This is a genomic window from Streptomyces sp. NBC_00224 (genome assembly GCF_041435195.1).
Classification (GTDB): Bacteria; Actinomycetota; Actinomycetes; order Streptomycetales; family Streptomycetaceae; genus Streptomyces.
This window is the reverse complement of sequence record NZ_CP108106.1, coordinates 743,775-770,225: the sequence shown is the minus strand read 5'-3', so window position 1 is coordinate 770,225 and position 26,451 is coordinate 743,775. Positions and strand designations below refer to the sequence as shown.

Annotated in this window: 20 protein-coding genes; 12 read left to right on the top strand and 8 right to left on the bottom strand. The window is 70.6% G+C overall.

Features of this window, described 5'->3' with window-relative positions:
* Positions 1–76 precede the first annotated feature (76 nt).
* Genes OG965_RS03610 through fabD form a run of 5 tightly spaced genes read left to right on the top strand, consistent with a single transcriptional unit; the run spans position 77 to position 6,874 of the window.
* A complete protein-coding gene (locus tag OG965_RS03610; RefSeq protein WP_190093451.1) occupies positions 77–328 on the top strand; it encodes an acyl carrier protein in 252 nt (83 codons plus the stop codon).
* Between the two features lies 1 nt (position 329).
* Positions 330–1,553: a beta-ketoacyl synthase N-terminal-like domain-containing protein gene (locus OG965_RS03605; RefSeq protein ID WP_371649016.1), complete on the top strand. Its 1,224-nt coding sequence runs from the start codon at positions 330–332 to the stop codon at positions 1,551–1,553.
* Positions 1,554–1,557: 4 nt separating this feature from the next.
* Positions 1,558–2,814 carry a hydroxymethylglutaryl-CoA synthase family protein gene (locus OG965_RS03600; RefSeq protein ID WP_371649015.1) on the top strand — a complete coding sequence of 419 codons (1,257 nt, stop codon included), beginning with the start codon at positions 1,558–1,560 and terminating at the stop codon, positions 2,812–2,814.
* A complete protein-coding gene (locus OG965_RS03595; RefSeq protein ID WP_371649013.1) occupies positions 2,802–5,021 on the top strand; it encodes an enoyl-CoA hydratase/isomerase in 2,220 nt (739 codons plus the stop codon). Before OG965_RS03600 ends, OG965_RS03595 begins: the two co-directional genes overlap by 13 nt.
* Positions 5,018–6,874: an ACP S-malonyltransferase gene (fabD, locus tag OG965_RS03590; RefSeq protein WP_371649011.1), complete on the top strand. Its 1,857-nt coding sequence runs from the start codon at positions 5,018–5,020 to the stop codon at positions 6,872–6,874. The genes OG965_RS03595 and fabD overlap by 4 nt, the downstream gene beginning before the upstream one ends.
* 86 nt (positions 6,875–6,960) lie before the next feature.
* Here the strand turns inward: fabD and OG965_RS03585 are convergent, their stop codons facing one another.
* Together OG965_RS03585 and OG965_RS03580 are read right to left on the bottom strand one after the other, a co-directional pair.
* On the bottom strand, positions 6,961–8,130 hold the full coding sequence (locus OG965_RS03585) for an esterase-like activity of phytase family protein (protein ID WP_371649008.1): 1,170 nt from the start codon (positions 8,128–8,130) through the stop codon (positions 6,961–6,963).
* Between the two features lie 493 nt (positions 8,131–8,623).
* Positions 8,624–10,069: an MFS transporter gene (locus OG965_RS03580; protein ID WP_371656832.1), complete on the bottom strand. Its 1,446-nt coding sequence runs from the start codon at positions 10,067–10,069 to the stop codon at positions 8,624–8,626.
* Between the two features lie 156 nt (positions 10,070–10,225).
* Here OG965_RS03580 and OG965_RS03575 point away from each other — a divergent pair, with 156 nt between their 5' ends.
* A complete protein-coding gene (locus tag OG965_RS03575; protein ID WP_371649007.1) occupies positions 10,226–10,654 on the top strand; it encodes a hypothetical protein in 429 nt (142 codons plus the stop codon).
* Between the two features lie 87 nt (positions 10,655–10,741).
* Here OG965_RS03575 and OG965_RS03570 read toward each other — a convergent pair whose 3' ends face one another.
* Both OG965_RS03570 and OG965_RS03565 read right to left on the bottom strand, forming a co-directional pair.
* Complete coding sequence (locus OG965_RS03570) at positions 10,742–12,223, bottom strand: alpha-amylase (protein ID WP_371649005.1); 1,482 nt, start codon at positions 12,221–12,223, stop codon at positions 10,742–10,744.
* Positions 12,220–14,919 (bottom strand): glucosidase, encoded by a 2,700-nt coding sequence (locus OG965_RS03565; protein WP_371649003.1) that lies wholly within the window; start codon positions 14,917–14,919, stop codon positions 12,220–12,222. Before OG965_RS03565 ends, OG965_RS03570 begins: the two co-directional genes overlap by 4 nt.
* A 232-nt stretch (positions 14,920–15,151) precedes the next feature.
* On the opposite strand from OG965_RS03565, the gene OG965_RS03560 reads away from it, so the two are divergent.
* From OG965_RS03560 to OG965_RS03550, 3 genes are all read left to right on the top strand, one after another.
* Positions 15,152–15,688, top strand: a complete 537-nt coding sequence (locus OG965_RS03560; protein ID WP_371649001.1) for a DUF1269 domain-containing protein — start codon at positions 15,152–15,154, stop codon at positions 15,686–15,688.
* Between the two features lie 60 nt (positions 15,689–15,748).
* Positions 15,749–15,901, top strand: coding sequence for a hypothetical protein (locus OG965_RS03555; RefSeq protein ID WP_371648999.1), 153 nt, complete (start codon positions 15,749–15,751; stop codon positions 15,899–15,901).
* Positions 15,902–16,067: 166 nt separating this feature from the next.
* Positions 16,068–18,350 carry a LuxR C-terminal-related transcriptional regulator gene (locus tag OG965_RS03550; RefSeq protein WP_371648997.1) on the top strand — a complete coding sequence of 761 codons (2,283 nt, stop codon included), beginning with the start codon at positions 16,068–16,070 and terminating at the stop codon, positions 18,348–18,350.
* Positions 18,351–18,356: 6 nt separating this feature from the next.
* On the opposite strand, the gene OG965_RS03545 is transcribed toward OG965_RS03550, so the two are convergent.
* Positions 18,357–18,824, bottom strand: a complete 468-nt coding sequence (locus OG965_RS03545) for a response regulator transcription factor (RefSeq protein ID WP_371648996.1) — start codon at positions 18,822–18,824, stop codon at positions 18,357–18,359.
* A gap of 256 nt (positions 18,825–19,080) precedes the next feature.
* The gene (locus tag OG965_RS03540) at positions 19,081–19,719 is read right to left on the bottom strand and encodes a hypothetical protein (RefSeq protein WP_371648994.1); all 639 of its coding nucleotides are present in this window, start codon (positions 19,717–19,719) and stop codon (positions 19,081–19,083) included.
* A 270-nt stretch (positions 19,720–19,989) separates the two neighbouring features.
* Between OG965_RS03540 and OG965_RS03535 the strand changes: the two genes are divergently transcribed.
* From OG965_RS03535 to OG965_RS03525, 3 genes are all read left to right on the top strand, one after another.
* Entirely contained in the window at positions 19,990–20,085 is a 96-nt protein-coding gene (locus tag OG965_RS03535) for a putative leader peptide (protein ID WP_371648993.1), read from the top strand.
* A 70-nt stretch (positions 20,086–20,155) separates the two neighbouring features.
* The gene (locus OG965_RS03530) at positions 20,156–21,586 is read left to right on the top strand and encodes a sulfatase (protein ID WP_371648991.1); all 1,431 of its coding nucleotides are present in this window, start codon (positions 20,156–20,158) and stop codon (positions 21,584–21,586) included.
* Positions 21,587–21,829: 243 nt separating this feature from the next.
* On the top strand, positions 21,830–22,057 hold the full coding sequence (locus tag OG965_RS03525) for a three-helix bundle dimerization domain-containing protein (protein ID WP_371648990.1): 228 nt from the start codon (positions 21,830–21,832) through the stop codon (positions 22,055–22,057).
* A gap of 263 nt (positions 22,058–22,320) precedes the next feature.
* On the opposite strand, the gene OG965_RS03520 is transcribed toward OG965_RS03525, so the two are convergent.
* Together OG965_RS03520 and OG965_RS03515 are read right to left on the bottom strand one after the other, a co-directional pair.
* Positions 22,321–25,365, bottom strand: coding sequence for a BTAD domain-containing putative transcriptional regulator (locus OG965_RS03520; RefSeq protein WP_371648988.1), 3,045 nt, complete (start codon positions 25,363–25,365; stop codon positions 22,321–22,323).
* A 380-nt stretch (positions 25,366–25,745) separates the two neighbouring features.
* The gene (locus OG965_RS03515) at positions 25,746–26,360 is read right to left on the bottom strand and encodes a TetR/AcrR family transcriptional regulator (protein WP_371648987.1); all 615 of its coding nucleotides are present in this window, start codon (positions 26,358–26,360) and stop codon (positions 25,746–25,748) included.
* Positions 26,361–26,451 lie beyond the last annotated feature (91 nt).

The following is a 26,451-nucleotide window of genomic DNA, read 5'->3' as shown; positions in this document are numbered from 1 at the left end:
CCGGACGCCCCCCTGCCTCGTCCCCACCGAATCCTGTTCCCGTGTTCCCCCTGTTTCCCCTAGTGATGGTGTGACTATGAAGAGCGAAGAAATCCTCCCCCTGATCCACGAGGCGATCGTCGAGGTCCTGCCCGAGCTCGACGGGCACGACTTCCAGGAGACCGACTCGCTGGACGCGCTCGGCGCCAACTCGATGGACCGCGCCGAGATCGTCATGATCGTCCTTGAGGCGATGAACCTGGAGATTCCGCTGGTCGACACGTTCGGCCCGCAGAACCTGGGCGAGCTCGCCCGGCACCTCGCCGACAAGACCGCGGTGGCCCGGTAACGTGCCCGAGATCGCCGTGACCGGGCTGGGGGTCACCACGGCCGTCGGCCAGGGCAAGGCCGCCTTCGCCGAGGCGCTCTTCGCCGGGGCGCACCGGTTCGCCGTCATGGAGCGGCCCGGCCGCCAGGCCGACACCCGGTTCGTCGGCGCGGAGATCCCCACCTTCGCGCCGACGAACCGGCTGGCCGCACGTGAGCTGCGGACCGTCTCCCTCACCGGCCAGGTCCTGCTGGCCACCCTGGAAGAGGCCTGGACCGAGGCGCGCCTGGACGAGGTCCCCGCCGAGCGCATCGGCCTGGTCGTCGGCGGCAACAACCTCCAGCAGCGCGAGCTCACCCTCGCCCAGGACCGCCACCGCGCCAAACCCCGCTTCCTGCGGCCCAGCTACGGAATGTCCTTCCTGGACACCGACCTGTGCGGGCTCGCCACGGCGGCCTTCGGCATCCGCGGCTTCGCCCACACCGTGGGCGGGGCCTCGGCCAGCGGCCAGCTGGCGGTCATCGAGGCGGCCGAGGCGGTGGCGTCCGGCCGGGTCGACGTGTGCGTGGCGGTGGGCGCCCTGATGGACCTCTCGTACTGGGAGTACCTGGGCCTGCACGCCATGGGCGCGATGGCGCCGGAGTCCTGCGCGGATGCGCCGGAGCTTGCCTGCCGTCCGTTCGACGCGGGCCGGGGCGGCTTCGTCTTCGGCGAGGCGTGCGGCGCGCTGGTCGTCGAGCGCGTCGGCGCCCGCCCGGCGCCCGCCGAGCCGTACGCGGCGCTGACCGGCTGGTCGGTCCAGCTGGACGGCAACCGCAACCCGAACCCTTCACTGGAGGGTGAGGTGCGGGCGATCGGGCAGGCCCTGGAGCGGGCCGGGCTGACGGCCGCCGACATCGACTACGTCAACCCGCACGGCACGGCCTCGCCGGTCGGCGACCGCACCGAGGCCGACGCACTGCTGGCCGCCGGGCTCACCCGCGCCCGGGTCAACGCCACCAAGTCGATCACCGGGCACGGACTCACCGCGGCCGGGGCGGTGGAGGCGGTCGCCGCGCTGCTCCAGATGCGGCACGGCAGGCTGCACCCCACCCGCAATCTGCTGGAGCCCATCGACGACCGGCTGCGCTGGGTGCGCGGCGAGGCCGTCGAGGCCGAGGTCGACCACTGTCTGAGCCTGAGCATGGGATTCGGCGGCATCAACACGGCACTTTGCATGAGCAAGTGCGAATCACGGAGAGCATAAGGTCATGTCCCGCGTCGGTATCGAAGCGATGAACGTGTTTGGCGGCTCGGCAGTGCTGGACGTCAAGGCACTGGCGCAGCACCGGGGGCTCGACCTCCCGCGCCTGGAGAACCTCCTGATGAGGGAGAAGACCGTGGCGCTGCCCTTCGAGGACCCGGTGACCTTCGGCGCCAACGCCGCCCGGCCGCTCCTCGACCGGCTGAGCGCCGAGGAGAAGGACAGCATCGAGCTGCTGATCACCTGCACGGAGTCGGGCATCGACTTCTCCAAGTCGACCAGCACCTATCTCCATGACCAGCTGGGCCTGAGCCGCAACTGCCGGATGTTCGAGCTCAAGCAGGCCTGCTACGCGGGCACCGCCGGGTTCCAGATGGCCTGCAACTTCATCCTGTCGCAGACGTCGCCGAGCGCGAAGGCGCTGGTCATCGCCACCGACATCTCGCGCTACCTCCTGGAGGACGGCGACGAGGCGGCCGCCCAGGAGTGGGCGTACGCCGAGCCCAGCGGCGGCGCCGGCGCGGTCGCCATGCTGATCAGCGACACCCCGCACGTCTTCCAGCTTGACGTGGGCGCCAGCGGCTACTACGGCTACGAGGTCATGGACACCTGCCGTCCGGCCCCCGACAGCGAGTCCGGCGACGTCGACCTGTCCCTGATGTCGTACCTGGACTGCTGCGAGCAGTCCTACCGGGCGTACGAGAAGAAGGTGGCGGGCGCCGACTACCGCGATTCCTTCCAGTACCTCGCCTTCCACACGCCCTTCGGCGGCATGGTCAAGGGCGCCCACCGCACGATGATGCGCAAGGTCGCCAAGGCGAAGGGCGCCGAGATCGCCGAGGACTTCGAGCGCCGGGTGATGCCGGGCCTGGAGTACTGCGGCCGCGTCGGCAACATCATGGGCGCGACCGTCTTCCTGTCGCTGGCGAGCACCGTCTGCAACGGCGGCTTCGACGCACCCCGGCGCCTGGGCTGCTTCTCCTACGGGTCGGGCTGCTGCTCCGAGTTCTACAGCGGCGTGGTCACCCCGGACGGGGCCGCCCGGCTCAAGGAGATGGCCATCGAGGCCCATCTCGACGGCCGCTACCGGCTCTCCCTGGACGAGTACGACCGGCTGCTGAGCGACCGCGACTTCATCCGCTTCGGCACCCGCGACACGGCCGTCAACCAGGACCTCGTCGCCGCGACCGGCAACGGCAGCGGGCCCCGGCTCGTCCTGCGGGAGATCAAGGACTACCACCGGGAGTACGCATGGGTGGGCTGACGCACGGACCGGCTCCCACCACGCTGCGGCTGCGCGAGCAGGGCACCACCTGGTACGTGCGGATCCACCGGCCCGAGGCGGACAACGCGCTCAACGAGACCCTGGTGCGTGAGCTCACCGAGGTCCTGACCCGCGCCTCGCGCTCGTCCGCCACCGTGGTGGTGCTCGAAGGGCTGCCCGAAGTGTTCTGCTTCGGCGCCGACTTCGGGGCGATCGGCGCGGCGGTCCGGGAGGGCGGGCGCACGGCGGCCGACCCCGAGCCGCTGTTCGACCTGTTCCGCCTCCTCGCCTACGGCGACTTCCTCTCGGTCGCGCACGTGCGCGGCAAGGCGAACGCCGGCGGGGTCGGCCTGGTGGCCGCCAGCGATGTGGTGATCGCCGACGAGAGCGCCACCTTCAGCCTCTCCGAGCTGCTCTTCGGCCTGATACCGGCCATGGTGCTCCCGTTCCTGATCCGCCGCACCGGCTTCCAGCACGCCCACTACCTCGCCGCCACGACCCGCACCGCCGACGCGGCGCGGGCCTGCGAGTGGGGGCTCGTCGACGCGTACGGGCCGGACAGCGAGGCGCTGCTGCGCACCCACCTCCAGCGGCTCGGACGGCTGTCGAAGAAGGCGGTCACGCGGTACAAGGCGTATCTGCGCGAGCTGTCGCCGGTGACCGAGCACGCCAAGAGCGCGGCGCTGGCCACCAACCGCCTGGTCTTCGAGGACCCGGAGAACGTCCGGGCCATCCAGCGGTACGCGGAGGAGGGCGTGTTCCCGTGGGAGGCGGCCCCCGCCGAGCCCCTGGAAACCACCCCCCAGCCCGTCGAAACCCCCCGACCCACCGAGGCCCCCATGCAATTCACCGTGCCGCCCGAGGCGCTCGGGAGCGCGCGGTTCCGCGAGGCGCACGGCGTCCGGTACGCCTACGCGGCGGGCGCGATGTACAAGGGCATCGCCTCGGTCGAACTGGTCACCGCGATGGGCCGGGCCGGGCTGCTCTCCTTCTTCGGCACCGGCGGCCTCGGCCTGGACACGATCGACGACGCCCTGACCCGGATCCGCCGGGAGCTCGACCAGGGCCAGCCGTTCGGCGTGAACCTGCTGAGCAACCCGCAGGAGCCCGACGTGGAGATGCGCAGCGTGGAGCTGTATCTGCGCCACGGCGTCCGCACCGTCGAGGCGTCCGCCTACATCCGCCCCACGCTGCCCCTGGTGCGCTACCGGCTCGCCGGGCTCTCGCGCGACGCGGCCGGAAACGTGGTCCAGGACCACCACATCGTCGCCAAGGTGTCCCGCGCCGAGGTCGCCGAGCGGTTCCTGCGGCCCGCGCCGCCCGAGCTCGTACGGGAGTTGGTCGAGCGCGGCCTGGTCACCGCCGAACAGGCGGAGCTGGGCGCGCGGCTGCCGCTCGCCCAGGACCTGTGCGTCGAGGCCGACTCGGCGGGCCACACCGACGGCGGCAACGCCTACGTGCTGATGCCCGCCATGCGCGCGCTGCGCGACCGCATCGGCGAGGAGGAGAGGTATCCGGAGCCGGTGCGCCTGGGGGCGGCCGGCGGCATCGGCACCCCGGAGGCGGCGCTCGCCGCGTACACCCTGGGCGCCGACTTCATCGTCACCGGATCCATCAACCAGTGCACGGTCGAGGCGGGCACCAGCGACGCCGTCAAGGACATCCTCCAGGAACTCGGCGTCCACGACACCGACTACGCGCCCGCCGGGGACATGTTCGAGGTCGGCGCCAAGGTCCAGGCGGTGCGCAAGGGGCTGTTCTTCCCGGCGCGCGCCCAGAAGCTGTACGAGCTGTATCTGCGCCACGACTCGCTCGACGACCTGGACGCGCGGACGCGCACCACGCTGGAGGAGAGGTTCTTCCGGCGCTCCATCGACGAGGTCTGGGCCGAGACCCGGGCCCATGTCGCCCGGCGCTTCCCGGAACGGCTCGCGGAGATCGAGCGCAGCCCCAAGCAGAAGATGGCGCTCGTCTTCCGCTGGTACTTCGTCCACTCCACCCGCCTCGCCATGGCGGGCAGTACCGAGCAGCGGGTCGACTACCAGATCCACTGCGGCCCGGCCATGGGCGCGTTCAACGCCTGGGTACGGGACACCCCGCTGGAGAAGTGGCGCGAGCGCCGGGTGGCCGCCGTCGCGGAGCACCTGCTGCGGGAAACAGCGGCCCTGCTGGGCCAACAGCTCGGAACGTACGGGAGTTACTCATGAAATCGGTCTACGTCTTCCCCGGCCAGGGCTCGCAGCACAAGGGCATGGGCGAGGGGCTCTTCGAGAAGTTCCCGGAGCTGGTGGCGCAGGCCGACGCGTGCCTGGGCTACTCCGTCGAGGAGCTCTGCCTGCGCGACCCCGACAAGGTGCTGGCCAGGACCGAGTACACCCAGCCCGCGCTGTACGTGGTCAACGCCCTCACCTATCTGGACCGTACGGCGGGCGGCGAGCTGCCCGACGTGGTGGCCGGGCACAGCCTGGGGGAGTACTGCGCGCTGTTCGCGGCGGGTGCCTTCGACTTCCTCACCGGGCTCCAACTGGTGCGCAAGCGCGGCGAGCTGATGAGCCGGGCGCCCAAGGGCGCGATGGCGGCGGTCGTCCGCCTCGACCAGCGGCGGGTCGACGAGATCCTCAAGAGCCTGCCGTTCCGCAACCTCGACATCGCCAACATCAACTCGCGCGAGCAGTGCATCGTCTCCGGCGAGTACGACGAGGTGCTCGCCCCCGAACTGCGCACCGCCTTCACCGACGCCGGGGCCGCCTTCATCCCGCTGAACGTGAGCGCGGCCTTCCACTCGCGCTGCATGACGGAGGTGGAGGAGGAGTTCGCCCGCTACCTCGCCGGGTTCGAGCTGCGGGAGCTGACGATCCCGGTCGTCGCGAACTACACGGCCCGCCTCTACCCGAAGCAGGGGTACGCGGAGTATCTGACGCGCCAGATATCCAGCCCCGTGAAGTGGTACGAGTCCATCTCCTGGCTGATCGGCGAGGGGTACCGCACCTTCCACGAGATCGGCCCCGGCCGGGTCCTGGCCAAACTGACCGACCAGATCCTCAAGGACCCGCTGCCGCTGTCCGAGGAGCCCCCGGCGCCCGTGGTGAGCGCCCGGCCGCGCACCGAGCTGGTGTTCATGTACGGCGGCCAGGGCACCCAGTACCACCAGATGGGCCGCGAGCTCTACGACACCCACCCGGCGTTCCGCCGCACCCTGGACCGCTGCAGCGCGGCCCACCGGGCGGCGGGCGGCGCCTCCCTGGTGGAAGCGATCTACGACGACGCGCGCAAGGGCAAGGAGTACGACTCCGTCCTCACCACGCACGCGGCGCTCTACAGCATCGGCTACAGCCTCACCGAGACCCTGCGCGAGGAGGGCGTGCGGCCCGACGCGGTCCTCGGCCACAGCCTGGGGGAGTACATCGCGGCCACCGTCGCCGGGTCGATGGACTTCGAGGACGGGCTGCGGCTGGTGATGGGCCAGGCCCGGCTGCTGGCGGAGCACGGCGACGGCGGCATGCTGAGCGTGCTTGCCGCACCGTCCCTCTTCGCGGACCGGCCCGACCTGTTCGGCGCGGTGACCCTCGCCGGGGTCAACTACGACGGCAACTTCCTGGTCAGCGGCGCGGCGGACCGGCTCGCGGAGCTGCGGGCCGGGCTCGACCGGGAGGGCGTGATCGCCGTGCGCCTCCCGGTCCGCCAGGCCTTCCACTCCCCGCACCTGGACGCCATCCGCCCGGACGTCATGGCCGCGGCCCGGGCGGTCCCACTGCGCTCCGCACGCCTGCCGCTGTACTCCGCCACGCACGCGGCGACCGTGGACCCGGGCGCGCCGGAGCACCGGGAGCGCTACCTCTGGGACGTGGTCCGCGAGCGCATCCGGTTCGACGAGCTGATGGCGTCGGCCTTCCCGGAGCCCGAGCGCCACTTCTTCGTCGACCTGAGCGCAAGCGGTTCGTTCGCCAACTTCCTCAAGCACGGCTACGGCCCGTCCCACCGGGGAGCGCCCGCGATCAACCAGTTCGGCAACAACACGGCCTCCCTGCGCAGGCTCCGCGAGGCGCTTCCCCAGGAGTGAGCCGCGTCGAGGGGGGGGGCGGCTCGCGCCTGGGGTTCGTCCTATCCCTCAGCGCGGCCGCCCCTTCGGCTTGGTGTCGCTGGTTCTCAGCGGATGCCGAGTGCGACGATCTGGGTGACCTCGTCTGCGGCGAAGTTGTCGTCGCTGACCAGGAGAAGGGTGCGTTCGCCGTTCGGCAGGGCCGGGCCCCAGGTCATGCCCTCGGTGTTGTCGACCGTGGACAGGTGGAGGTCGTGGAAGTCCACGACCAGTTTCTTGCGCATCGGCACGACCTTCTGCCCGGCAAGGGAGTCCATGTTCTGCACCTCGGTCGCGCCGCGGGTGGTGGCGTCGTAGATGCGGATCTTGAACCCTGCGCCCGCCACCCAGGTACGTTCGAGTACGAGGTAGCGGCTGGGGTCCCCGGGGAAGGAGAGGATCGCGGGCACACCGGTGTCCGGGCCCCACGGGCTGGTCGGGTCGGACTCGGTGAAGATCTTCTCAAGCGGGTAGGCGAACTGCCCGAGCACGCCGCCCTCCCGGTTCTGCCGGGTGACGCGGACCAGGGCGCCATGTTCCAGGTCGGGCTCCGGGCCGTCCTGGAACAGCGGACCCTCGACGGCGCTGGTGAGCGTCCTGCTGCCGTCGCCGAAGGTAATCGCTTCCACCGCCTTGTTCCGCCTGAGACCCCAATCTCCCCTGGTGCTCTCGTAGTTGCGCGGCAGAGGCAACTGACCGCGATACTGGCCGGTCCGGCCGGCGAACTGGATCGTCGGCTGGATCAGTGGGTCACTCGACGACTTCGGCCGGTCGCCCTCCTGCGCCCACCAGTACCGGCAGCCCAACGGGTCGACCCGCAACTCCTCCGGGTCCACGACCTTGCCGTCGCCGGCGCTGGCCGACGGGTAGACCGAACCGTCCGGCTGCAGGAACGGGTGGGTGCTGGTGAAGTCCACGGAGTGCACCCCGGCGCCGTCCACGTTGATTCTGGCGGTGTAGAAGCGGGCGGGCTGCAGGACGGAGCGGTCGTCGCTGACCATGACGTACTCGCCCGTGCACGGGTCGCGGTCGATGCCGGACAGCCCGCCAACCGTCGTGTTCCGGAAGGGGAGTTTGTGCGGAACGATCTTCTCGCCCAGCAGCCGCGCGTGCGCACCGATGTCGAACCGTGCGGCTGTATCGCCCGGGTCGCCCGACTGGGCTGCCACCGCGGGGGCCATCGTCGTCGCCAGCACCAGGGCTGCGGCACACGCGCGGCGGATCAAGGAAGCTTTCATGACTTCGATCTTGGCCCAGCACACCTACCAGCGCAGTCGCCCATACGTGTGATCGGATCCATAAGGTTGTCGTGTGATGTGACTGGTGTGGTCGGCCGGTTGACGCCACGCATCTGTGCTCGGGCCATGCAACGAGAAGCTCGACGATGACCGTGCCTCGACGCCCCTCTACCAGCCTTCCTGATACCTGCTCAGGACTGCTTGCGCCGCTGCTCGTCGCACGGCAACGCAACGCCTTCCTGCGCCACAACCACGCGACGGATACCGTGTTCAGGCCGTGGCCGGCCACGGTTGGACGCACGACTCACCCCCCGTGGGGGATGCCGGTGCCCGCGCCCGCGTGTTTCGTTCACCGCACCGGCCGGGCGCTGGGCTTGCGGCGCTCTGTGGTGCGGGCCGCCCTGTGCGTGACGTTCCCGCTGGGGCTGTGCTGGATCCCGCTCAGCAGGACGCGTGCGTCGCTCCAGGACCTGGTCGTTGCCAGTGCCGTGTTCTACGACGGGCGTTGACCATCCGCGGCGGGTTCCACCCGAGTCGGGCGGGAGCCGGTGTCCCGGGGCAGCTTCGCCGCGGCGCCCAGCCCGACGAGCCCGATGACGGCCAGCACGACAAGCGCGGCGGCGTACGGACCCACCGCCGGGTCGGCCACGAGGATGGTGCCCGCGAGGGCGGTGCCCACGGAGGAACCGAGGTTGGACACACTGCGTGACAGGCCGGAGATCTCGCCCTGGAGGCCTTCGGGGAAGCTCGACTGCACCACGTTGACCGAAGGCGTCAGCATCACCCCGAGCCCGAGGCCGATGAGGAGCAGTCCGGGCGTGAAGACCCAGGCCTTCGGTGAGCCGTGGGCCATGGCGAGGAGCACGCCGATGCCACAGACCGTGACGGCGTAACCGGCCATGATGAGCGTGCGCTGGGTGCTGAGCTTGGCGAGCCGTGCGGCGCCGAGCGAGCTGACGAGCAGGCCCAGCGTGGACGCAGTGAAGATCACGCCGGTGCTGATCGCGTCGTATCCGCGGACGACCTGAAGGTAGGCGGCGACCACGAACGACACCCCCATGAGCAGCAGCCACTGTGTGTGCTGGGTGATCAGGCCGAGGTTGGACGTACGGTTGCGGAACACCTCTGTCGGCAGCAGGGGCTGGGTCCCGGCGCGTTCCTTGGCCCGCACCCAGCGGAAGAACGCCACCAGGAACAGGCCGCCGACCAAGAGCAGACCGGCCGTCAGCCAGACGTTGTCGTCCGCCGCGAGAATGCCCATGACGACAAGGATCAGACCGGTGGCCGACAGGATCGCGCCGCCGGTGTCGAAGACGCGGTCGGGGTCTGGTGGGAGCGGGTCGTGCAGACGCCGGCTCAGCAGGATGATCGCGGCGACCACGCCCGCCTGGAAGACGAAGGCCGCCCGCCAGCTGATCGCCGAGGTGATGAGGCCCCCGAGGAGGGGTCCTGCGGCGGCGCCGATGCCACCCATCGCCATGATCGCCCCGAAGGCGCGGGCGCGGTCGGACGCCTCTGTGAACAGCAGGGTGGTGAGGATGTACACGGGCGGGATGAGCAGGGCGGTGCCGATGCCCTCCAGGATCGAGTTGCCCAGGATGAGCACGCCCAGGCCGGGCGCGGCAGCGCTGAGCAGCGCTCCGGTCCCGTACACGGCGAGGCCGACGACAAGACACCGCTTGCGGCCGTAGCGGTCGGTCAGGATGCCGCCCGGAATCATCAGCGCCGCCATCACCAGCAGAAAGACGGTGATCGCGATCTGCACTCCCTGTGCGGAGGTGTCCAGGTCCTCGCTGATGTCCTGAATCATCACGCTCATGTTCGAACCGGCGAAGCTGCAGACGAACTGGGCCAGGGCCAGCGGTGCGAGCACCCGGCGCGGCCACGCGGGGCCGCGCCCTGGGACGGCTGGTTCGTCGGGGTAGGGCGGCACGGCCATCGCCTCGCTCTCGATCCGGCGGACGAACGTCAGCCTCCCGGCGGGCTCCTGCTCGGGCGTCACCCTCGGAGGGTGACGTCCGGCGTTCCCCGGGGAGCGAGACTCGTGCGACAGAGCGGTGCAATCGGCACCCTCCTCAAGGATGGCGGCTCTGGCATGACCACCTCGACCACTCCGCACCAGCGCTCGGACACCGCGAAGGCCGCCGCCAGTGGATTGACGATCTTTGCCTCGGTGATGCTGTTCGTCTCGGGCGGCATGGATATCTGCCGGGGCCTCATGGGTGTGCTTGAGGACGAGGTGTTCCTCGTCACGCGCGGCTATGTCTTCGAGTTCGACCTGACGACCTGGGGCTGGATCCATCTCGCGTTCGGGGTGATCGCGGTCGGCGTCGGTGTCGGTCTGTTCGTGGCCGCGACATGGGCCAGGATCATGGGTGTGATCATCGCCGCGGTGCTGATGATCGCCAACTTCCTGTCCCTTCCGTACTACCCCCTGTGGTCCCTGATCCTGATCGCGATCGACGGGTTCGTCATCTGGGCCCTGTGTGTGGTGGATCCGGAAGCGCTGTACGAGCCGAGTTGAGCCGGTGCTGCCCGCGTGCCGCCCGGTCGGGGCGGGGCGCGGCGAACCGAGCCGGTCGGCAGAGGGCGCGCGTGCGGGGTGGAGCGCTCATGCACCGCTCGTGACGGACCACAGATGGGTGCCCCAGGGCGGCAGGTCGACGTACAGGCCGCTCTCCAGCAGTTCCACGCCGGGGCGCTCGTACCGCTCGGAGTCGAGGAGGTTGGACAACGTCCAGGCGTCCGGGCCGAGTTCCTGCCACGGCAGTCGCACACGCGCCTGCGCCGGGTGCCCGGAGAGGTTCACCACGGTCAGGAAGCGGCCCGCGGGACCGGTCCAGCACATGGCGATCAGGTCACGGCCGGAGGTGTTGTCGGGCCAGGTGGCGCCGTCGAGGAGCTGCCAGCGCCCCGTGCGCATGCCGCTGCGGTGCACGCCCGACACCAGTCGTTGGTGGAACGACCGCAGGGACGGATCCGGGAGTTCGTCGGGGCGCCGGTCCAGGAAGACGGGCAGGTGGACGCGGCGCCCGGTGAACTGTCCCTCGTGCCACAGCGTGGCGCCGGGCAGAGTGGCGATCAGTACGGCCGCGGCCCGCTCGTGCCCGGGGCTCAGGGCCCGGGCGGCCCTGGGCTCGTCGTGATTCTCCAGGAAGCGGACCAGCCGCCGCTGGTAGGCCTCGTCGGCCCGCAGATGCGCGCGGACGGATTCGGCGCTCGCGTTCAGTAATCGGTCGTAGAGGCGCTTGTCGTAGCAGAAGTCGAACCCCTGCTGCTGCAGGGCGAATTCGAGGTCCCAGTAGGCCTCCGCCACGAAGACCAGGCGCGGGTGCCGGCGGTGCACCGCGGCCAGGACCTCGGACCAGAACTCCTCCTCGGGCACCGCTCCCGCCCGCTCGCCCCAGGTCCGTGCGAAGACGTCGTTCATCATGAGCATGGCCATGTCGCAGCGCACCCCGTCGCAGGCCCGGCCGATGGCGTCGAGGACCTGCGTGGAGGCCCGGCGCAGGGCGGGGTCGAAGGCGTTGAGCTGCACCACGTCCGGCCAGGGAGGGAAGAAGGGGTCGCGGCCGCGTGCCAGCACGGTCCGGCCGGTGTCGAGGAAGCCGAGCGGGTCACGCCGGGCGTCCTCCCCGTCGCCCCGCACGAAGTACTCGGGGTGCTCGTGCACCCAGGGGCTGTCGGGGGCCGTGTGGTTGGGCACGTAGTCGAGCAGCAGCCCGATGCCCCGGCGGTCGAGCTCGGCCCGCGCGGCAGCCAGGCCCGCGGCGCCGCCGAGCGCCGTGTCGACCTCGTAGCGGCGTACGCAGTACGGCGACCCGGCGATGTCCTGGGCGCCGACGTCCTCGACGGCCTCGGTGAAGGTGGCATGCAGTGCCGGGTCGTCCAGGGCGATGGCCCGTCCCTGCGGGCTGCGCTCCCACACACCCATCAGCCAGACGGCGTCGACCCCAGCCGGGGCGATCTCGTCCCAGATGTCCTTCGGCACGTCCGAGAGGCCGGTCCCGCGGCCGGTGCGGCGCCCCGTCTCCCTCAGCCACACCCGGGTGTTGACCTCATGGACGACGGGCTGTGCGGGCAACTCGGTCATCGGTTCCGCCCCTTGTCGTGCCCGGGGCGGAAGTCGTCCGGTCCGAGCGTGCCGAAGATCTTCATCAGGGGGGCGATCAGTCCGGTCCAGCCGGTCTGGTGGGAGGCGCCGATGCCGGCGCCGTTGTCGCCGTGGAAGTACTCGTGGAAGGAGATCAGGTCCCGCCAGTGCGGATCGTCGCGGAACTTGGCCTGGCCCCCGTACACGGGTCGGCCGCCGTCCGGACCGCGCAGGAAGATGCGGGTGAGCCGGGTGCAGATCTCCTCGGCGACCTCGAAGAGGTTCTTGTGCACGCCCGAGCCGGTCGGGCACTCGACGGTGAGGTCGTCGCCGTAGAAGCCGTAGAGGTTGATCAGGGCGCGGATGACGAGGGCGTTCACCGGCAGCCATACCGGGCCGCGCCAGTTGGAGTTGCCGCCGAACATGCCGGTGTCCGACTCGGCGGGCAGATAGGAGACCCGGTGCTCCTCGCCGTGCACCCGGAACGTGTAGGGGTGCTCGGCGTGGTGGCGCGACAGGGCCCTGATTCCGTACGGGCTGAGGAACTCGTCCTCCGAGAGGAGGCGGGCGAGGACCCGCACCAGCTTCTTCTCGTCCACCGCGGACAGCAGCCGGGGACCGTCCGCCGCTCCGGCCCGCGCCGCCGCGAGTGTGACGGACAGCGAGGGATGGCGGGCGGCGAAGCGCTGCAGGCGCTCGCTCAGGCCGGACAGCCGAGCCAGCTGCGGGGGCTGGAAGACGGTCGACGCGCACAGGGGCAGCAGGCCCACCACGGATCGGACCTTCAGCCGCACGGCCTGCCCGTCCGGAAGCCGCAGCACGTCGTAGAAGAATCCGTCCTCCTCGTCCCACAGTCCGTCCCCCAGGCCCCCGAGCCGGTCCAGGGAGGCGGCGATCCACAGATAGTGCTCGACGAATTTGAGGACCAGTTCCTCGTACGCCGGGTTGTGCTCGACGAGTTCCAGCGCGATCTGCAGCATCGACTGGCAGTACAGCGCCATCCAGGCGGTGCCGTCGGCCTGTTCCAGGGTGCCGCCGGTGGGCAGGGGTGCGCTGCGGTCGAAGACACCGATGTTGTCCAGGCCGAGGAAGCCGCCCTGGAAGACGTTGCGGCCGTTGGGATCCTTGCGGTTGACCCACCAGGTGAAGTTCGTCAGCAGCTTCTGGAAGGTTCGCTCCAGGAAGGCGCGGTCGGCGTGGCCGGTGGTGCGTTCCTCGACCGTGTACACGAAGTACGCGGCCCAGGCGTGCACCGGCGGGTTCACGTCGCTGAAGTTCCACTCGTAGGCGGGGATCTGGCCGTTCGGGTGCAGGTAGTCGTCACGCAGCAGCAGTTCGAGCTGTTCCTTGGCGAACGCGGTGTCGACGACGGCGAGCGCGACCGCGTGGAAGGCCAGATCCCAGGCGGCGAACCAGGGGTACTCCCACTTGTCCGGCATCGAGACGATCTCGTCGCTGACCATGTGGAACCACTCGCGGTTGCGTATCCCCGGGCGCGGCAGGCTCCATGGGGTGAGGTCGTGTTCGGCGAGCCATGTCTCCAGGTCGAAGGCGTAGTACTGCTTGGACCAGAGCATTCCGGCGAGGGCCTGGCGCAGCACCCGTGCCTCGTCCTCGCTCGCGCCCTTGGGTGTCAACTGCCGGTAGAAGGCGTCCGCTTCGGTGATGCGGTCGTGGAAGACCGTGTCGAAGGACTGAGCCGGCGACCGTTGGGCGCCGGCCGGTGCCAGACGCAGCCGCACCGTCCGCGACCCGCCGGCGGGCACGGTCAGTTCGTGGTGCATGGCGGCCTTGCTGCCCTCCCGGGCCGGGTTCACGGCGCTCTGGTCCCCGTCGACGATGTACCGGCCGATGCCGTTCTTGACGTAGGGGGAGGTGTTGGGCGTGCCGAACAGCCGCTCGTTGTCGCTCTCGTTCTCGGTGAACAGCAGCGGCGCCGCGTCGGCGCACCGCAGGTCGTAGCTGCCGAGTTGCGGGTGTTCGGCCCTGATGGCGACGGCCGAGTGCCGCACGTCCACCGCGCGCAGCCGTGGCCTGTCCTCCTGCGCGCCCTGCTCGCCCCATGACCAGGTGTTGCGGAACCACAGGGTCGGCAGCACGTGCAGGGTCGCCTCGTCGGGGCCGCGGTTGTCGACGGTGATGCGCATCAGGATGTCGTCGTGATCCGCCTTGGCGTACTCCACGGTCACGTCGAAGTACCGGTCGTCGTCGAAGACACCGGTGTCGAGGAGCTCGTACTCGAACTCCTGCCGAGTGCGCGAGCGGTTGACCGCCACGAGATCGTCGTACGGGAACGCGGCCTGGGGGTACTTGTACAGGTACCGCAGGTAGGAGTGGCTGGGGGTGCTGTCCAGGTAGAAGTAGTACTCCTTGACGTCCTCGCCGTGGTTGCCCTCGCCGTTGGTGAGGCCGAAGGCGCGTTCCTTGAGGATCGGGTCGCGGCCGTTCCACAGGGCGAGGGCCAGGCACAGGCGCTGCTTCTCGTCGCAGATGCCGCCGAGACCGTCCTCGCCCCAGCGATAGGCACGCGAACGGGCGTGGTCGTGCGGGAAGTGGGACCACGCGTCGCCGCTTTGGCTGTAGTCCTCGCGGACCGTGCCCCACTGGCGTTCGCTCAGATACGGGCCCCACAGGCGCGACTGTGCGCTCCTGTCGCCGACGGGTCCGATGTGCCCGGCGCGCGTGTGCCTCTCCATGGGCCGCCTCCCTGCTCTTGGATCGCCTGATGCGCCAGTCTGCGCGGGGGTGTGCGGGCCCGCCCCACCTGCCAGGGGTGAACCGCGCGTGCGCCCCCTCGGCGCGCAGGCGCGTGGCACACGCCGGTTCACCTGCGGCGGGTGACGCGCCGCGGGTGACGCACCGCTGTCATGGCCGTAGTGACGGAGCTGGTTCCGTCGGAAGGGAGAGACCATGGCTGGGATCGGGCCGGTGCAGCTGCTGGTGGTCGAGTTCGGCATGGACGCGAAGTTCGAAGGACGCATCGTCGAAGAGCTGGCGATTCTGGAGGCGGACGGGCAGGTTCACGTCCTCGACATGCTCTTCGTCCACAAGGAGCCCAGCGGGGATCTGCTCGTGCTCGACTTCCAGGCGGAGGGGATGGGCGAGACGGTCGCCGCCCTGCTGGGCATGTCCGGTGAGCGGCTGCGGGAGGCGGAGGAGGAGTATCCGAGCCTGGCCGAGGGCCACGCCTTCGGCCTGACCCTGACCGAGATCCGGGAGATGGCCGAATCCCTGGCCGCAGGCACCGCGGCGGCCTTCGTCCTGCTGGAGCACGTGTGGGCGAAGCACTTGCGCAAAGCGGTTCGTGACGCCGGCGGTGTGCCTGTCGCGGAGGGCTTCTTGACCGTGGAGGCGCTGGAGCCTGTTGCCGCCGAACTGATGGCCGCGGCGCAGCGCATGGGTGAACCGGCCGAGCCCGGATCACGACCGGAACCGGCGAACCGCGACAAGCGGAGGAGGAACTGATGGCTGATCTCGTCGTGCTCGGCGTCCTCCAGGTCGAGCAGTTCCTGGCGGGACAGGTCCTTGGCAAGGCGCAGAACCGCCTCCGCCTTCTCCCTGTCCGCGCCGCCCGACCGGGTTCGGGAAGCCGTACGCCCCTTCCACCCCACCGTGATCCGCACCTCGCTCACCAAGGACCGGGAGGAGGAACTGGTCGCCGCCCTTCGGGGGATGTGATCGCAGGCGGCACGCCATCCCCCACCCGGGCGCCTTGGCTATGCGCCCGGCGTGCGCCGGAAGTTCACCCGGGTGAGATGGCGTACGCCGCGCGCCCCCAGAGCCCTGTCGGCCCCACACTTGCTCTGAGCCGCACCCACTGTGCTCCGAGAGCGAGGTGCCGCCCATGGCCGAGTGTTCATGCAGCCCACCGGACGCCGGTCCGCACCGGTGTTCCGTCTGCACCGCTCCCGCGTTACCCGGTCGGCTCGTGTCCAGGCCCCGGCTGACGGACCGGCTGGCCAAAGGCGTTCTGGGGCCGTTGACCGTGGTCATCGGCCCCGTGGGCGTCGGCAAGACAGCGCTGGCCCTGCAGTGGGCGCACACCCGGCGTCGACCGGGACCGCTCGCCTGGGTCACCTGCGACGGACGGGCCGAGCAGCCCGGGGTGTTCTGGCAGCGCGTGATCGGCACGCTGGCGGCGTCCGGCGTGGATGTGCCGGCGTCCGTCGCGGCGGGGGAGGAGCCGCTGCTCGTGGCGGCGCTCGCCGCGCGTCTGAACGAGCGCGGCGAGCCGGTGGTGCTGGTCCTCGACGATTTCGAGCCCGCCGCCAACTCGCCGATCGCGGAGGGCGTCACCAGCCTGCTGAGGCACACCACGGGGTCGCTGCGCCTGGTGGTGCTCGCGCGTCGGGACCCGCCCCTGCACCTGTGTCGCGGGCGTCTCACCAGCGAGGTCACCGAACTGCGTACCGCGGACCTGGCGTTCGACGTCCGGGAGACGGCGGAGCTGCTCGCCCAGCACGACATCGAGGTGGCGAAGCGGACGGTGAGTGCGCTGCGGCGGTGTACGGACGGCTGGGCGGCCGGGCTGCGCCTGGCCGCGATCTCCATGGCGAAGCAGAGCGATCCCGACCGGTTCGTGGCGCGGTTCGGCGGTGACGACGCGGCGATCGCCGACTATCTCGTCGAGGAGGTGCTCGACGTGCAGCCGGCCGGTATGCGCCGGCTGCTGCTCACCACGAGCGTCCTCGACCGGGTGAACGCCGAGTTGGCCGCCGAGCTCTGCGATGGTGACGACGGCCGGCACTTCGGGGATCTGGTTCGGGAGAACTCGTTCCTGCAGCCCGTCGGCCAGGGCTGGTACCGCTGCCACCGGATGTTCGCCGACGTGCTGCGGATGTGCCTGCGCCGCGAGGCGCCCGGACTCGTGGCACCCCTGCACCGTCGGGCCGCCGCCTGGCTCGGCGAGCACGGTCTGCTCGCCGAGGCCGTGCGGCATCTGCTCGCCGCGGGCGACTGGGACCAGGCCGGCCGACTGATCGTGCAACGTCTCGCGATCGGCCAGGTCCTCGGTCTGACCAGGGCCCGGCTGCCCGCCGAACTGACCCGTCAGCCACCCGGCGGCGCACCGGCGGACGAGCCCGAACCCGTCTTGCTCGCGGCAGCCGTCGCCCTGGCCCGCCGCGACGACCAGGCGTGCGCCCGGCATCTGGCACGGTCCGTCCCGCTCCTGGCCGAGCTGCCGCCCGGCGAGGACGACCGCAGGGCACGGTGCTCGCTGGCCCACGCCGTGATCCGGATGGAGCGATGCCGCTCCCGCAGCCCGCAGGAGGCCCGGGCCGCCGCGGCCGACGCGGAGTCGGCCGGACCGCGGCTGCCGCATGCCGCGCTGACGCAGTGCCCCGAGATCCCGGCGCTCACGCTGGCGATCCGCGGCGCGGACGAGCTGCGGGCGGGCGCGCTCAAGGCGGCCGAAACCTCCCTGACCGGAGGGCTCAAGGCGGCCGGCGCCGCCGGAAACGGCACGCTGCGCCGGGACTGTCTGGTCGAACTCGCGCTCCTTGAGGCGCTGCGCGGACGCTTCCGGGCCGCCGACGAACTCGCCACCCTGGCCACCCGGCCGCCGCTGCCCGCCTGGACCACGGCCGAGTTCTCGCGGGCCACCCTGCACCTCGTACGCGCCTGGGTCGCACTGGCGCGCGGCCACCCCCGGCGCGCCCGGTGCGAGCTCGCCATGGGCGAGACGGTGCTGAGCGGTCTGACCGACGTCTTCCTCGCCGACGTCGGTTCGCTGGTGGCGGGGCTGGCCTCCGCGATGGAGTACGGTGCCGACGCGACCGTGCCGATCGGTGACGTGCTGGCCGCGTCCCGCCTGCCCCGTACGGTGCTGCGGACGGTGACCCCCGCGTGTGCCTCGCTGCTCGCCCCCGCCCGTTGCGGGTCGAGCGCCGCCGGCGTGATGGCCGAGCCCGTGTGCGGGGCGCCGGTCCCCGCCGAGCGGCTCAGCGCACGGGAGCGCGAGGTGCTCGACCGGCTGGCGCAGATGATGACCACCGAGGAGATCGCCGAGGAGCTGTATCTTTCGGTCAACACGGTCAAGACCCATCTCAAGAGCGTCTACCGCAAGCTCGCGGTGTCCCGGCGCTCGGCCGCCGTCAGGCGGGCCCGCGAGCTCCGGTTGCTGTGAGCGGCCCTACATGAGCCCCAGTTCCCGGGCCCGGTCCACGGCCTCGGCCCGGGAGCTCGCTCCCAGCTTGCGGTACACGGCGTGGGTGTGGCTCTTCACCGTGTTGTACGACAGGTACATACCGTCGGCGATGTGCCGCAGCGGCACCTCGCGCTGCAACTGCCGCAGCACCGCGAGTTGGCGCCCCGTCAAGGCCACCGGCAGTGGCGGGGGACCGGGCGCCCTCCCCGGCGGCGTGGGCACCGAGGCCAGCACGGCCGATGCCTCATGCATCAGTGCGCCCGCGCTGCGCGCGTCCGCCACGTCCCCCGCGATCTCCACCAGGACGCCGGCGACCCAGACCAGACAGGTCGTCACGGCCGTATCCACTTCCGGAGCCTCTTGGCTCAGTGAACGCAGCCACCCGTGCAGGACGGAGACCCGTCCCGCCCCCCGTGAGTGGCCGTTCGGCTGCGTGTACGGCGCTGCTGACATGCCCCTCACCTCCCATGTGCAAGGCATCACTCCTCCACCGTGGGGGTGCGCACCAATGCTGCGGAAGGAGCTTGTCGGCCTCATGGGGAAGTGGCTGGAGCCACCCCCTGATAGCGACGGCAACATGCCGGGAGGCACACGGGCGCGAGGCAAAAGGGGGGGCGGAGGGTATGACCGGCCCCTGTCCTTCTGGAGGGGTTGGTGATCGGCAGCAGGGCAACGGCCGGGCAGGGCCGGGGTGTTGGGCGCGAGAGGATCAGGATGTCGACACGTTCGGGGTGCTCGCGGTGTCCGGGACATTCGGCCGCCGGGCGAGCAGCACACTGGCGACGATGATCCACAACCCCGACGCGAGGAAGGCGAAGAAGCCGACCCAGGGGATGAACACCAGCACGCCGAGCACGATTCCGGCCCAGCCCAGCCAGCGCGGCAATGGGGTTCCGCTGTGTGCCGTGCCCAGGCCGGCGGCGAGCACCATGAGGCCGATTCCGCCGACGAAGGGAATGAAGAGGTCGTTGCCGATGGCATTCATGGCCTGGAGGGCCGGACCGCCGACTCTCTGTTCGTCGCTTGCGTCGATCAGCGCGAGCGTCACGCCCGAGGCGACCCAGAAACCCCCGGCCGACAATATCCCTCCGGCAAAAGCGACTTGGGGCAGCCAACCGTGCCGGTCGGACTCGGCGAGGTGGTGCCGAAGACTACCGGCGAAGAAAACCAGGAAGACTCCCGCCAGGACCAGCAGATATACGGAAACCGCCTGCTGTGTGTCGTGCTCCTGGAAGAACAGCTTGACCTGCGGCCCGGAATCCCCGACATCCGGCGTATCGCCACCCATACCGAAAGCGACGGCAATCAGAACAACGGCCACCAGGCCGGTCAATGGTCCGAGGCGCATCGGAATCCTCCGATCCGGGCATTCGGATACTGTTGCCAGCGTTTCACGCAACCCAGGGACCGGCAACTCGGCTCATTAGGCCTTTGCCATTAATGGGTCACGACGGTGTGTGATCGTTCAGATGTTGCGGTGAGGGGGGCGTCGGGAGTATGTGGCCTTGGTGGGCTGCTGCGATACGAAGCCCCTTGCGGATCCGGAGTACGAAGCCCTTGTGAACAGGCGGGCCTTTTCGTTGACAGGTACACAGCTCCTCGACGAGGCTCCTGGCCCATGCAGCCGCCCAGTGATCCGACGGTCACGCTTGTGGAGCGCCGCCACGTCGACCTGGTCCGTGTCGCGAGCGCCATCTGTCGCCGCGCTGCCTGAACCGACCCCCTCTCGACTCTCTCCGGGTATGTGACGCCGTGGTGCGCCGTGCCCTGCTCAGGAGCGCACTGTGTCCTCGTTCGAATCCAAGCTGTCCCGGCGCGCCTTCGGTGGTGCCGTCGCGGCGGGCGCCACCGCCGCCGGCATCGGCCTGTCCGCCGTCGATGCCCAGGCCCAAGTTCCGCTGGAGGAAAGGCCGTTCAAGGCTGCGCCGCACCGGCGGGCCAATCGGCCCAACATCCTCTTCATCCTCGGCGACGATCTCGGCTGGGCCGATCTCTCCTCCTATGGCGCCCCGCACATCAAGACCCCGAACCTGGACCGGCTCGCGCGGCAGGGAGTGCGGTTCACGGATGCCTACTCCGGGTCCGCGACCTGCTCGCCGACGCGGTTCAGCCTGTACACGGGGCGCTTGCCGGGGCGTACGAAGGGCGGTCTCGCGGAGCCGATCGCGGACAAGTCCGTCGGGCTCGAACCGACGCATCCCACACTGGCCTCGCTGCTGCGCGACGCGGGCTACGCGACCGCGCTCATCGGCAAGTGGCACTGCGGGTATCTGCCGGACTACTCGCCCACGAAGTCGGGCTGGGACGAGTTCTTCGGGAACTTCGGCGGGGCTCTTGAGTACTACTCGAAGCTGGGGCTCGGCGGAGAGTACGACCTGTACGAAGGTGACGTACGAGAGGGGGATGCCGCGTACAAGGATCTGCGCTACTACACGCGCATCCTCACCGAGCGCGCCAGTGAGTACGTCCAGCGGGACCACGGCGATCAGCCGTGGCTGCTCAACCTCAACTTCACCACCCCGCACTGGCCCTGGATCGCGGAGGGGGACGAGGAGGAGAGCGCCGAGATCGTACGCAGGATCAAGGCGGGCCAGAAGGGTGCGCTCTGGCACCAGGACGGTGGCTCCGTCGAGAAGTACACGGAGATGGTGCAGGACCTGGACCGGTCGATCGGTGAAGTGCTGCGCGCCTTGAAGAAGTCCGGGCAGGAGCGGGACACCCTCGTGTTCTTCGCCTCGGACAACGGCGGTGAGCGCTTCTCGTACAACTGGCCCCTGTCGGGCAACAAGTCCTCGCTGCAGGAAGGCGGCATCCGCGTGCCGACCATCGTGCGGTGGCCCGCGCGCCTTGACGGCGGGCAGGTCAGCCATGAGCCGGTCTTCACCCCGGACTGGACCGCGACGCTCCTGGAGATCGGCGGGGCGCGGCCGCATCCGGCGTACAAGCTGGACGGGACGAGCCTTGCCCCCTATCTGCTGAAGGGCGAGCAGCTCGCCGAGCGCGAGCTGTTCTGGCGCGTGCGCGGGGAGCGGGCGCTGCGGCGCGGGGACTGGAAGTACTACCGGGGCAAGGGCGGTCAGGACCAGCTGTTCAACCTGGCCGAGGACCGGCGGGAGCAGGCCGACCGGGCCGTGGACGAGCCGAAGCTCCTTGGCGAGTTGAAGGCGTCGTGGGAGAAGACGGACAAGGAGCTGCTGCCGTATCCGGCCGGGTGACGCCGGGTTCCTTCGGTTGCCGCGCGACGATGACGCCCTGGTGCTGCCGCAGCCGGTGCATCCGGCGTTCGTCGCCCATGCCGGTGCGCTGGGCACTGGTCCGCTCGATCGACCGGATCGTGTACGTGCTTCCAGGCGTTGGGTCCTGCCGACGGCCGCTCAGAGCGGCGGAAGAACGACTTCCCGACTGAAGGTCGCTCCGCGAAACTGAGAGAACGCGATCCAGAAGGAGAGCTGAGGCCCATGAAGGTGGAATCGGAGGATGCCCTTACCATCCGCCATGTCGCCGAGCGGCTGATGACGGCGCACCCCCGGCTCGACGCCGGTCTGGTGCAAAGTTCCGTACAGACGGCGTACGACGAGCTCAGGTACGCGCGCGTACGTACCTATCTGCCAGTCCTGATGGAACGCAGAGCGAGCGACCTGCTGCCCTACGACGAGCAGACGGAACGCCAACCTGACCCTCGATGAGTGACCGTCTCCACACGGCAGCCCCCTGACCCCGGATGCCTACGCGCACTTCCGCCCGGTGAGCGGGGCCCGCGTACGTGCGAAGTGACCGCGGGCCCCGCTCGTTTCCGTCTGTCCTGTCGAAGACGGTGCTCCCACGCTAAGGGGATCGACTCGGCCGCCCTTGTGCGGTGCGGGGATGTGGCCCTGCCGGCACTGCGGCCGTGCCCGGCGGTGGCTCTGTCGACGCTCTCGCAAGAAGGCTTCCGGTCGCGGCCCGGCCGTCAGCCGTCGGTGCTGTACGCGGCCAGCGGCTCCGGGACAGGGATGCCGAGCTGTAGGTGGAGCGCGTGGGCGGCGCGCAGGCAGGCATCCGCTCGCTCGGCGTGGCCCGCCGCGGACAGTGTCGTGCCCAGGGCGAGCAGCGCGAGAGCGCGCAACGGGTCGTTGCCGAGCCGCTGCGCGCCCGCGAGGCTGCGCTCCAGGTGTGCCGCTGCCTGTCCGTACTGGCCGAGTGCGTGCAGAGCCTCGCCCAAGCCACGCTCGACGATCAGCTCCATGTGCTCGGAGCCGATCTCCTGGCAGCCGCTCAGCGCCTCGGTATAACTCGCCACCGCCTCGGCGGGGCGGCCGAGGCTCAGCAGAGTCTGGGCGTGACCCGACTGGGCGTACGCGCGTACCAGCGTCCAGCCGAGGGGAGCCGCGCGCCCCAGGGCGTCCGCGAGGCAGTCAAGGGCTTCCGGCAGGCGGCCCAGCTGCCGCAGTGGGTGCGCGGTGTTGTTGCGCGACTCCAGCTCGCCCCAGAGGTTGCCGCGCTGGACGTGCACGGCGACGCTCTCGCGGAACAGGGCGAGAGCGGCCTGGTGGCCCTCGGACGTCGTCGCCGCGGTGGCCGCCAGCAGACCGCTCACATTGAGGAGTTGCCCGCGTATCACCTCGTCACCGGTGGCCCGGCTCAGCGTCATGGCGTGCTCCACCTGTGCGCGCCCCTCGTCCCGGCGGCCGACCTGCCACAGCCCGCCGCCCAGCATGTAGCGGGCGCGGATCTCGGCGGCAGGCTCACCGTGACGGGCGGCAGCGTCCGCGAGCGCGGCGGCGGGGCCGTTCAGGTGGGGCCACAGGAAGTCGCTCTCGCCGAACGGGTCGAGCGCCAGGAGCAGGTCGGCCGCCGGTGCTGTCCGCACGCCCGGTCTGCGTGCGGCTGTGCGTAACACCCCCAACAAGGTGTCAAGTTCCCTGCGCACCCATTCCTGACCGGTGGCAAAGCGCTCGAAGCGTACGGGGGTCGTGCACGTGGCCGCCAACTCGTCCGGGGTGGTGCAGCCGGGGCGGGACAAACGATAGGCGTCGCGGACGGTGGCCAGGCAGAAGTCGACGAGACGGTCGAGCGCGGCATCGGCCTCCGCCCCCTCTGCCCTGACTGGTGCCGTCGATGATCCCGCGGCCCCCGCTGCGCGCGTCCCTGGCTCCGCCTCCTCGGCCCGTGCCCGGGCGAACAGGCGCAGCAAGTCGTGGTAGCGGTAGTGCCACTTGCCCGAAGGCTCCAACAGGGCCGCGTCCACGAGCTGTTCGAGCAGGGACCGGGTCTGCTGCTCGTCCCGGTCGAGCAGCGCGGCGGCCATCGGCACCGAGAGCACCGGGCCCTCGGCGAGGGAGGCCAGGCGGAAGGCCCTCGCGAGGTCCGGCGTCAGCTGGTCGTAGCTGAGCCGGAACGTCGCGTCGACGGCCAGATCGCCGATCTTGATGTGGTCGAGCCTGTGCTGCTCCTCGGCCAGCCGCTCGACGAGACCGGCGACCGTCCAGGCGGGGCGCTGGGCCAGTCGGGCGCTGACGATGCGTACGGCGAGCGGCAGTTGGCCGCAGGCGGTTACCAGTGCGGCGGCGGCCTCAGGCTCGGCGGCGATACGGTCCGGGCCGACGATCCGCGACATGAGCGCCAACGCCTCCTCGGCCGAGAAGACATCCAGCTCGAAAGCGTGCGCCGACGGCAGTGACAGTTTCGCGCGGCTGGTCACCAGGGCCGCGCATCCAGAGGTGTTCGGCAGCAGCGGGTCGATCTGCCGGCTGTGCGCCGCGTTGTCGAGGAGGACCAGGACCCGGCGCCCCGCGAGTACCGAGCGGTAGAGCGCGGTCCGTTCGTCGAGACCATCCGGGACGGATCCGACGCCGAGGGCACGCAGGAACCGGCCCAGGACCTCGTCCGGTTCGACGGGGTCGGTCGCCATACCGCCCAGATCGACGTGGAGCTGACCGTCCGGGTAGCGGTCGCGGACGCGATGACCTGCGTGCAGGGCGAGCGCGGTCTTACCGACGCCGCCGAGGCCCGACACGGCGGAGACCACGATGTGCGGGGACTCGGCGTCGAGCGCGGACAGCAACTGCCCGACTGCGGCCGCGCGCCCCGTGAAGTCGGCCGGAGGCGCAGGGAGCTGGGCGGGTGTGGGGTGCCGGTAGCGTGCGGTGACGGCCGTCGGCCCGCTCGACGCACCGTCTGCGATGCCCGGGACGCCCGTGAGGGGCGGGCCGCTCGACGCGGCCGCCGGGGGCAGGCCGGCGGTCAGGGACGGGTCGGCCCGCAGTATTCGCTGGTGCAGGTCGCTCAGTTCCGCACCCGGGGCCACGCCCAGTTCGGTGGCGAGCACTGAGCGGCCGTCGGCGTATGCGGCAAGGGCCTCGGCCTGCCGCCCGCTGCGGTACAAGCCGAGCATGAGCTGGGCCCGCAGACCTTCGCGCAGCGGGTGCTCGGCGACCAGAAGAGTCAGCTCGGGGACGGTCTCGGCGTGTGCGCCCAGCTCCAGCTCCAGGCGGATACGGGTCTCCACGGTGGCCAGCCGCCGCTCGGTGAGCGCGCCCCGCAGGCTCTCGGCGTGCGGCCCCGGCACGCCCGCGAGCGGTTCGCCGCGCCACAAGGACAGCGCTGAGCACAGGAGTTGGCGGGCGCCCTCCCGGTCGCCGTCCCCGGCCGCCCGCTCGGCCTCGGAGACGTCCCGGTCGAAGCGGTCCACGTCGCAGGCGTCCTTCGCGATCAGCAGACGGTAGCCACCGGGTGCGGATGCCAGGACCTTGGCGGCCGTGCGGGGTGGCCGACCGGGCTCCAGCTTGCGACGCAGCTCGAAGACCTGGCTCTGCAGGATGGAACGCGCCCGCTCCGGAGCGGAGGGGCCCCAGACGCCGTGCACCAGGTCGTCGATGGTGACGGCCCTGCCGCGCCGGGCGATCAGCATCGCCAGGATCGCGCGCTGCTGCGGCGAGACCCGAATGGATTCCCCCGCGCCGCCGAGTACCTTGACCGGCCCGAGCAAGGTATAGCGAAGATCGTCTCCGTGCATGACCCCCGTGCTTTCCCCGTGTTCCGTCCGGATGTCCGGCGCCGCGTCGCTCCCTGGGCGCCTCGCCTCGGTCTGTCTGTACACCATAGGAAGCCGAGCGGTACGGGGCAGAGGGGTTGGGTGCGCCGGGCGTGGCGAGGGCATGGCAGTCTCCCGTGCCGACAGGGCCGACCGGTAACGCCCAGGCGCAGCGGCCGTGGCGTGTGGCTGGTGCGTCGATGGACATTGTGGAGGGGCTGCGACGCGTGGTCGCCCTCCGGGCGCAGCAGCCCGCGTCGCCGTACATCGCGCTGTGGAACCGGCTGCGCGACTTCGACTATGGGAAGTGATCATGGCGGAGGGTGTGCCGGGCTCCCGGGGACGGGCCCGGCGTCAGGCGCTCACCCCCTGGAGACAGCGGCGCCCCAGCCCATCTCCAGGAGGTCGAAGGCGCGCGTGACGGCCTGGCGGGGGTCCTGGCTGCTGCGGGCGGCCCGGGGTGCTTCGAGGGCGAAGTGGGCGAGGGCGGCACAGGTCGGGTCGTCGGCCGGAAGTCCGCTTTCCTCGGCGATGGCGCGAGCGAGGGCGGTTTCGTGGCGCAGCCACATGCGCTGGGCGTAGTCCCGCAACGCCGGTGTGTTTTCCACGAGTTCGATGAACGCGGTAAAACCGGCGTCGTCCTCCACGGCCGCGACGCGGTAGCGCAGGGCATGCTCGCGCAGGGCCGCGGGGATGGACTCGTCTTGGGGCCGCTCGCGTACGGCGGCGAGCAGACGGGTTTCCTGGTCGGCGTCCTCGTCGAAGACGAGGGCTTCCTTGACCGGGAAGTGCTTGAACAGCGTGGTGGTGGACACGTCGGCGGCGTCCGCGATCTCACGGATGCCGACCTGCTCGTATCCCCGCTCAATGAAGAGACGTAGAGCGGCGTCGGCGAGGGCTTGGCGGGTGGCGGCCTTCTTGCGTTCGCGGCGCCCCGCCGGTGCCGTCGGTGGGGCGCCGGTCGTCGTGTCGGTCATGCCACGAGCCTACACACTCGGTTGCCCAACTTCAAAAATTGAGTCGTTGCACTTATTGAGTTGATGTGCTCTTCTGAAGTGGCGGGGCCGC

Bases quoted from the DNA above. Each gene is read 5' to 3' on its own strand.
- OG965_RS03610 (WP_190093451.1), top strand. From the start codon at position 77: ATGAAGAGCGAAGAAATCCTCCCCCTGATCCACGAGGCGATCGTCGAG.
- OG965_RS03600 (WP_371649015.1), top strand. From the start codon at position 1,558: ATGTCCCGCGTCGGTATCGAAGCGATGAACGTGTTTGGCGGCTCGGCA.
- OG965_RS03595 (WP_371649013.1), top strand. From the start codon at position 2,802: ATGGGTGGGCTGACGCACGGACCGGCTCCCACCACGCTGCGGCTGCGC.
- fabD (WP_371649011.1), top strand. From the start codon at position 5,018: ATGAAATCGGTCTACGTCTTCCCCGGCCAGGGCTCGCAGCACAAGGGC.
- OG965_RS03585 (WP_371649008.1), bottom strand. From the start codon at position 8,130: ATGAAAGCTTCCTTGATCCGCCGCGCGTGTGCCGCAGCCCTGGTGCTG.
- OG965_RS03580 (WP_371656832.1), bottom strand. From the start codon at position 10,069: ATGGCCGTGCCGCCCTACCCCGACGAACCAGCCGTCCCAGGGCGCGGC.
- OG965_RS03575 (WP_371649007.1), top strand. From the start codon at position 10,226: ATGACCACCTCGACCACTCCGCACCAGCGCTCGGACACCGCGAAGGCC.
- OG965_RS03570 (WP_371649005.1), bottom strand. From the start codon at position 12,223: ATGACCGAGTTGCCCGCACAGCCCGTCGTCCATGAGGTCAACACCCGG.
- OG965_RS03565 (WP_371649003.1), bottom strand. From the start codon at position 14,919: ATGGAGAGGCACACGCGCGCCGGGCACATCGGACCCGTCGGCGACAGG.
- OG965_RS03550 (WP_371648997.1), top strand. From the start codon at position 16,068: ATGGCCGAGTGTTCATGCAGCCCACCGGACGCCGGTCCGCACCGGTGT.
- OG965_RS03545 (WP_371648996.1), bottom strand. From the start codon at position 18,824: ATGTCAGCAGCGCCGTACACGCAGCCGAACGGCCACTCACGGGGGGCG.
- OG965_RS03540 (WP_371648994.1), bottom strand. From the start codon at position 19,719: ATGCGCCTCGGACCATTGACCGGCCTGGTGGCCGTTGTTCTGATTGCC.
- OG965_RS03535 (WP_371648993.1), top strand. From the start codon at position 19,990: ATGCAGCCGCCCAGTGATCCGACGGTCACGCTTGTGGAGCGCCGCCAC.
- OG965_RS03525 (WP_371648990.1), top strand. From the start codon at position 21,830: ATGAAGGTGGAATCGGAGGATGCCCTTACCATCCGCCATGTCGCCGAG.
- OG965_RS03520 (WP_371648988.1), bottom strand. From the start codon at position 25,365: ATGCACGGAGACGATCTTCGCTATACCTTGCTCGGGCCGGTCAAGGTA.
- OG965_RS03515 (WP_371648987.1), bottom strand. From the start codon at position 26,360: ATGACCGACACGACGACCGGCGCCCCACCGACGGCACCGGCGGGGCGC.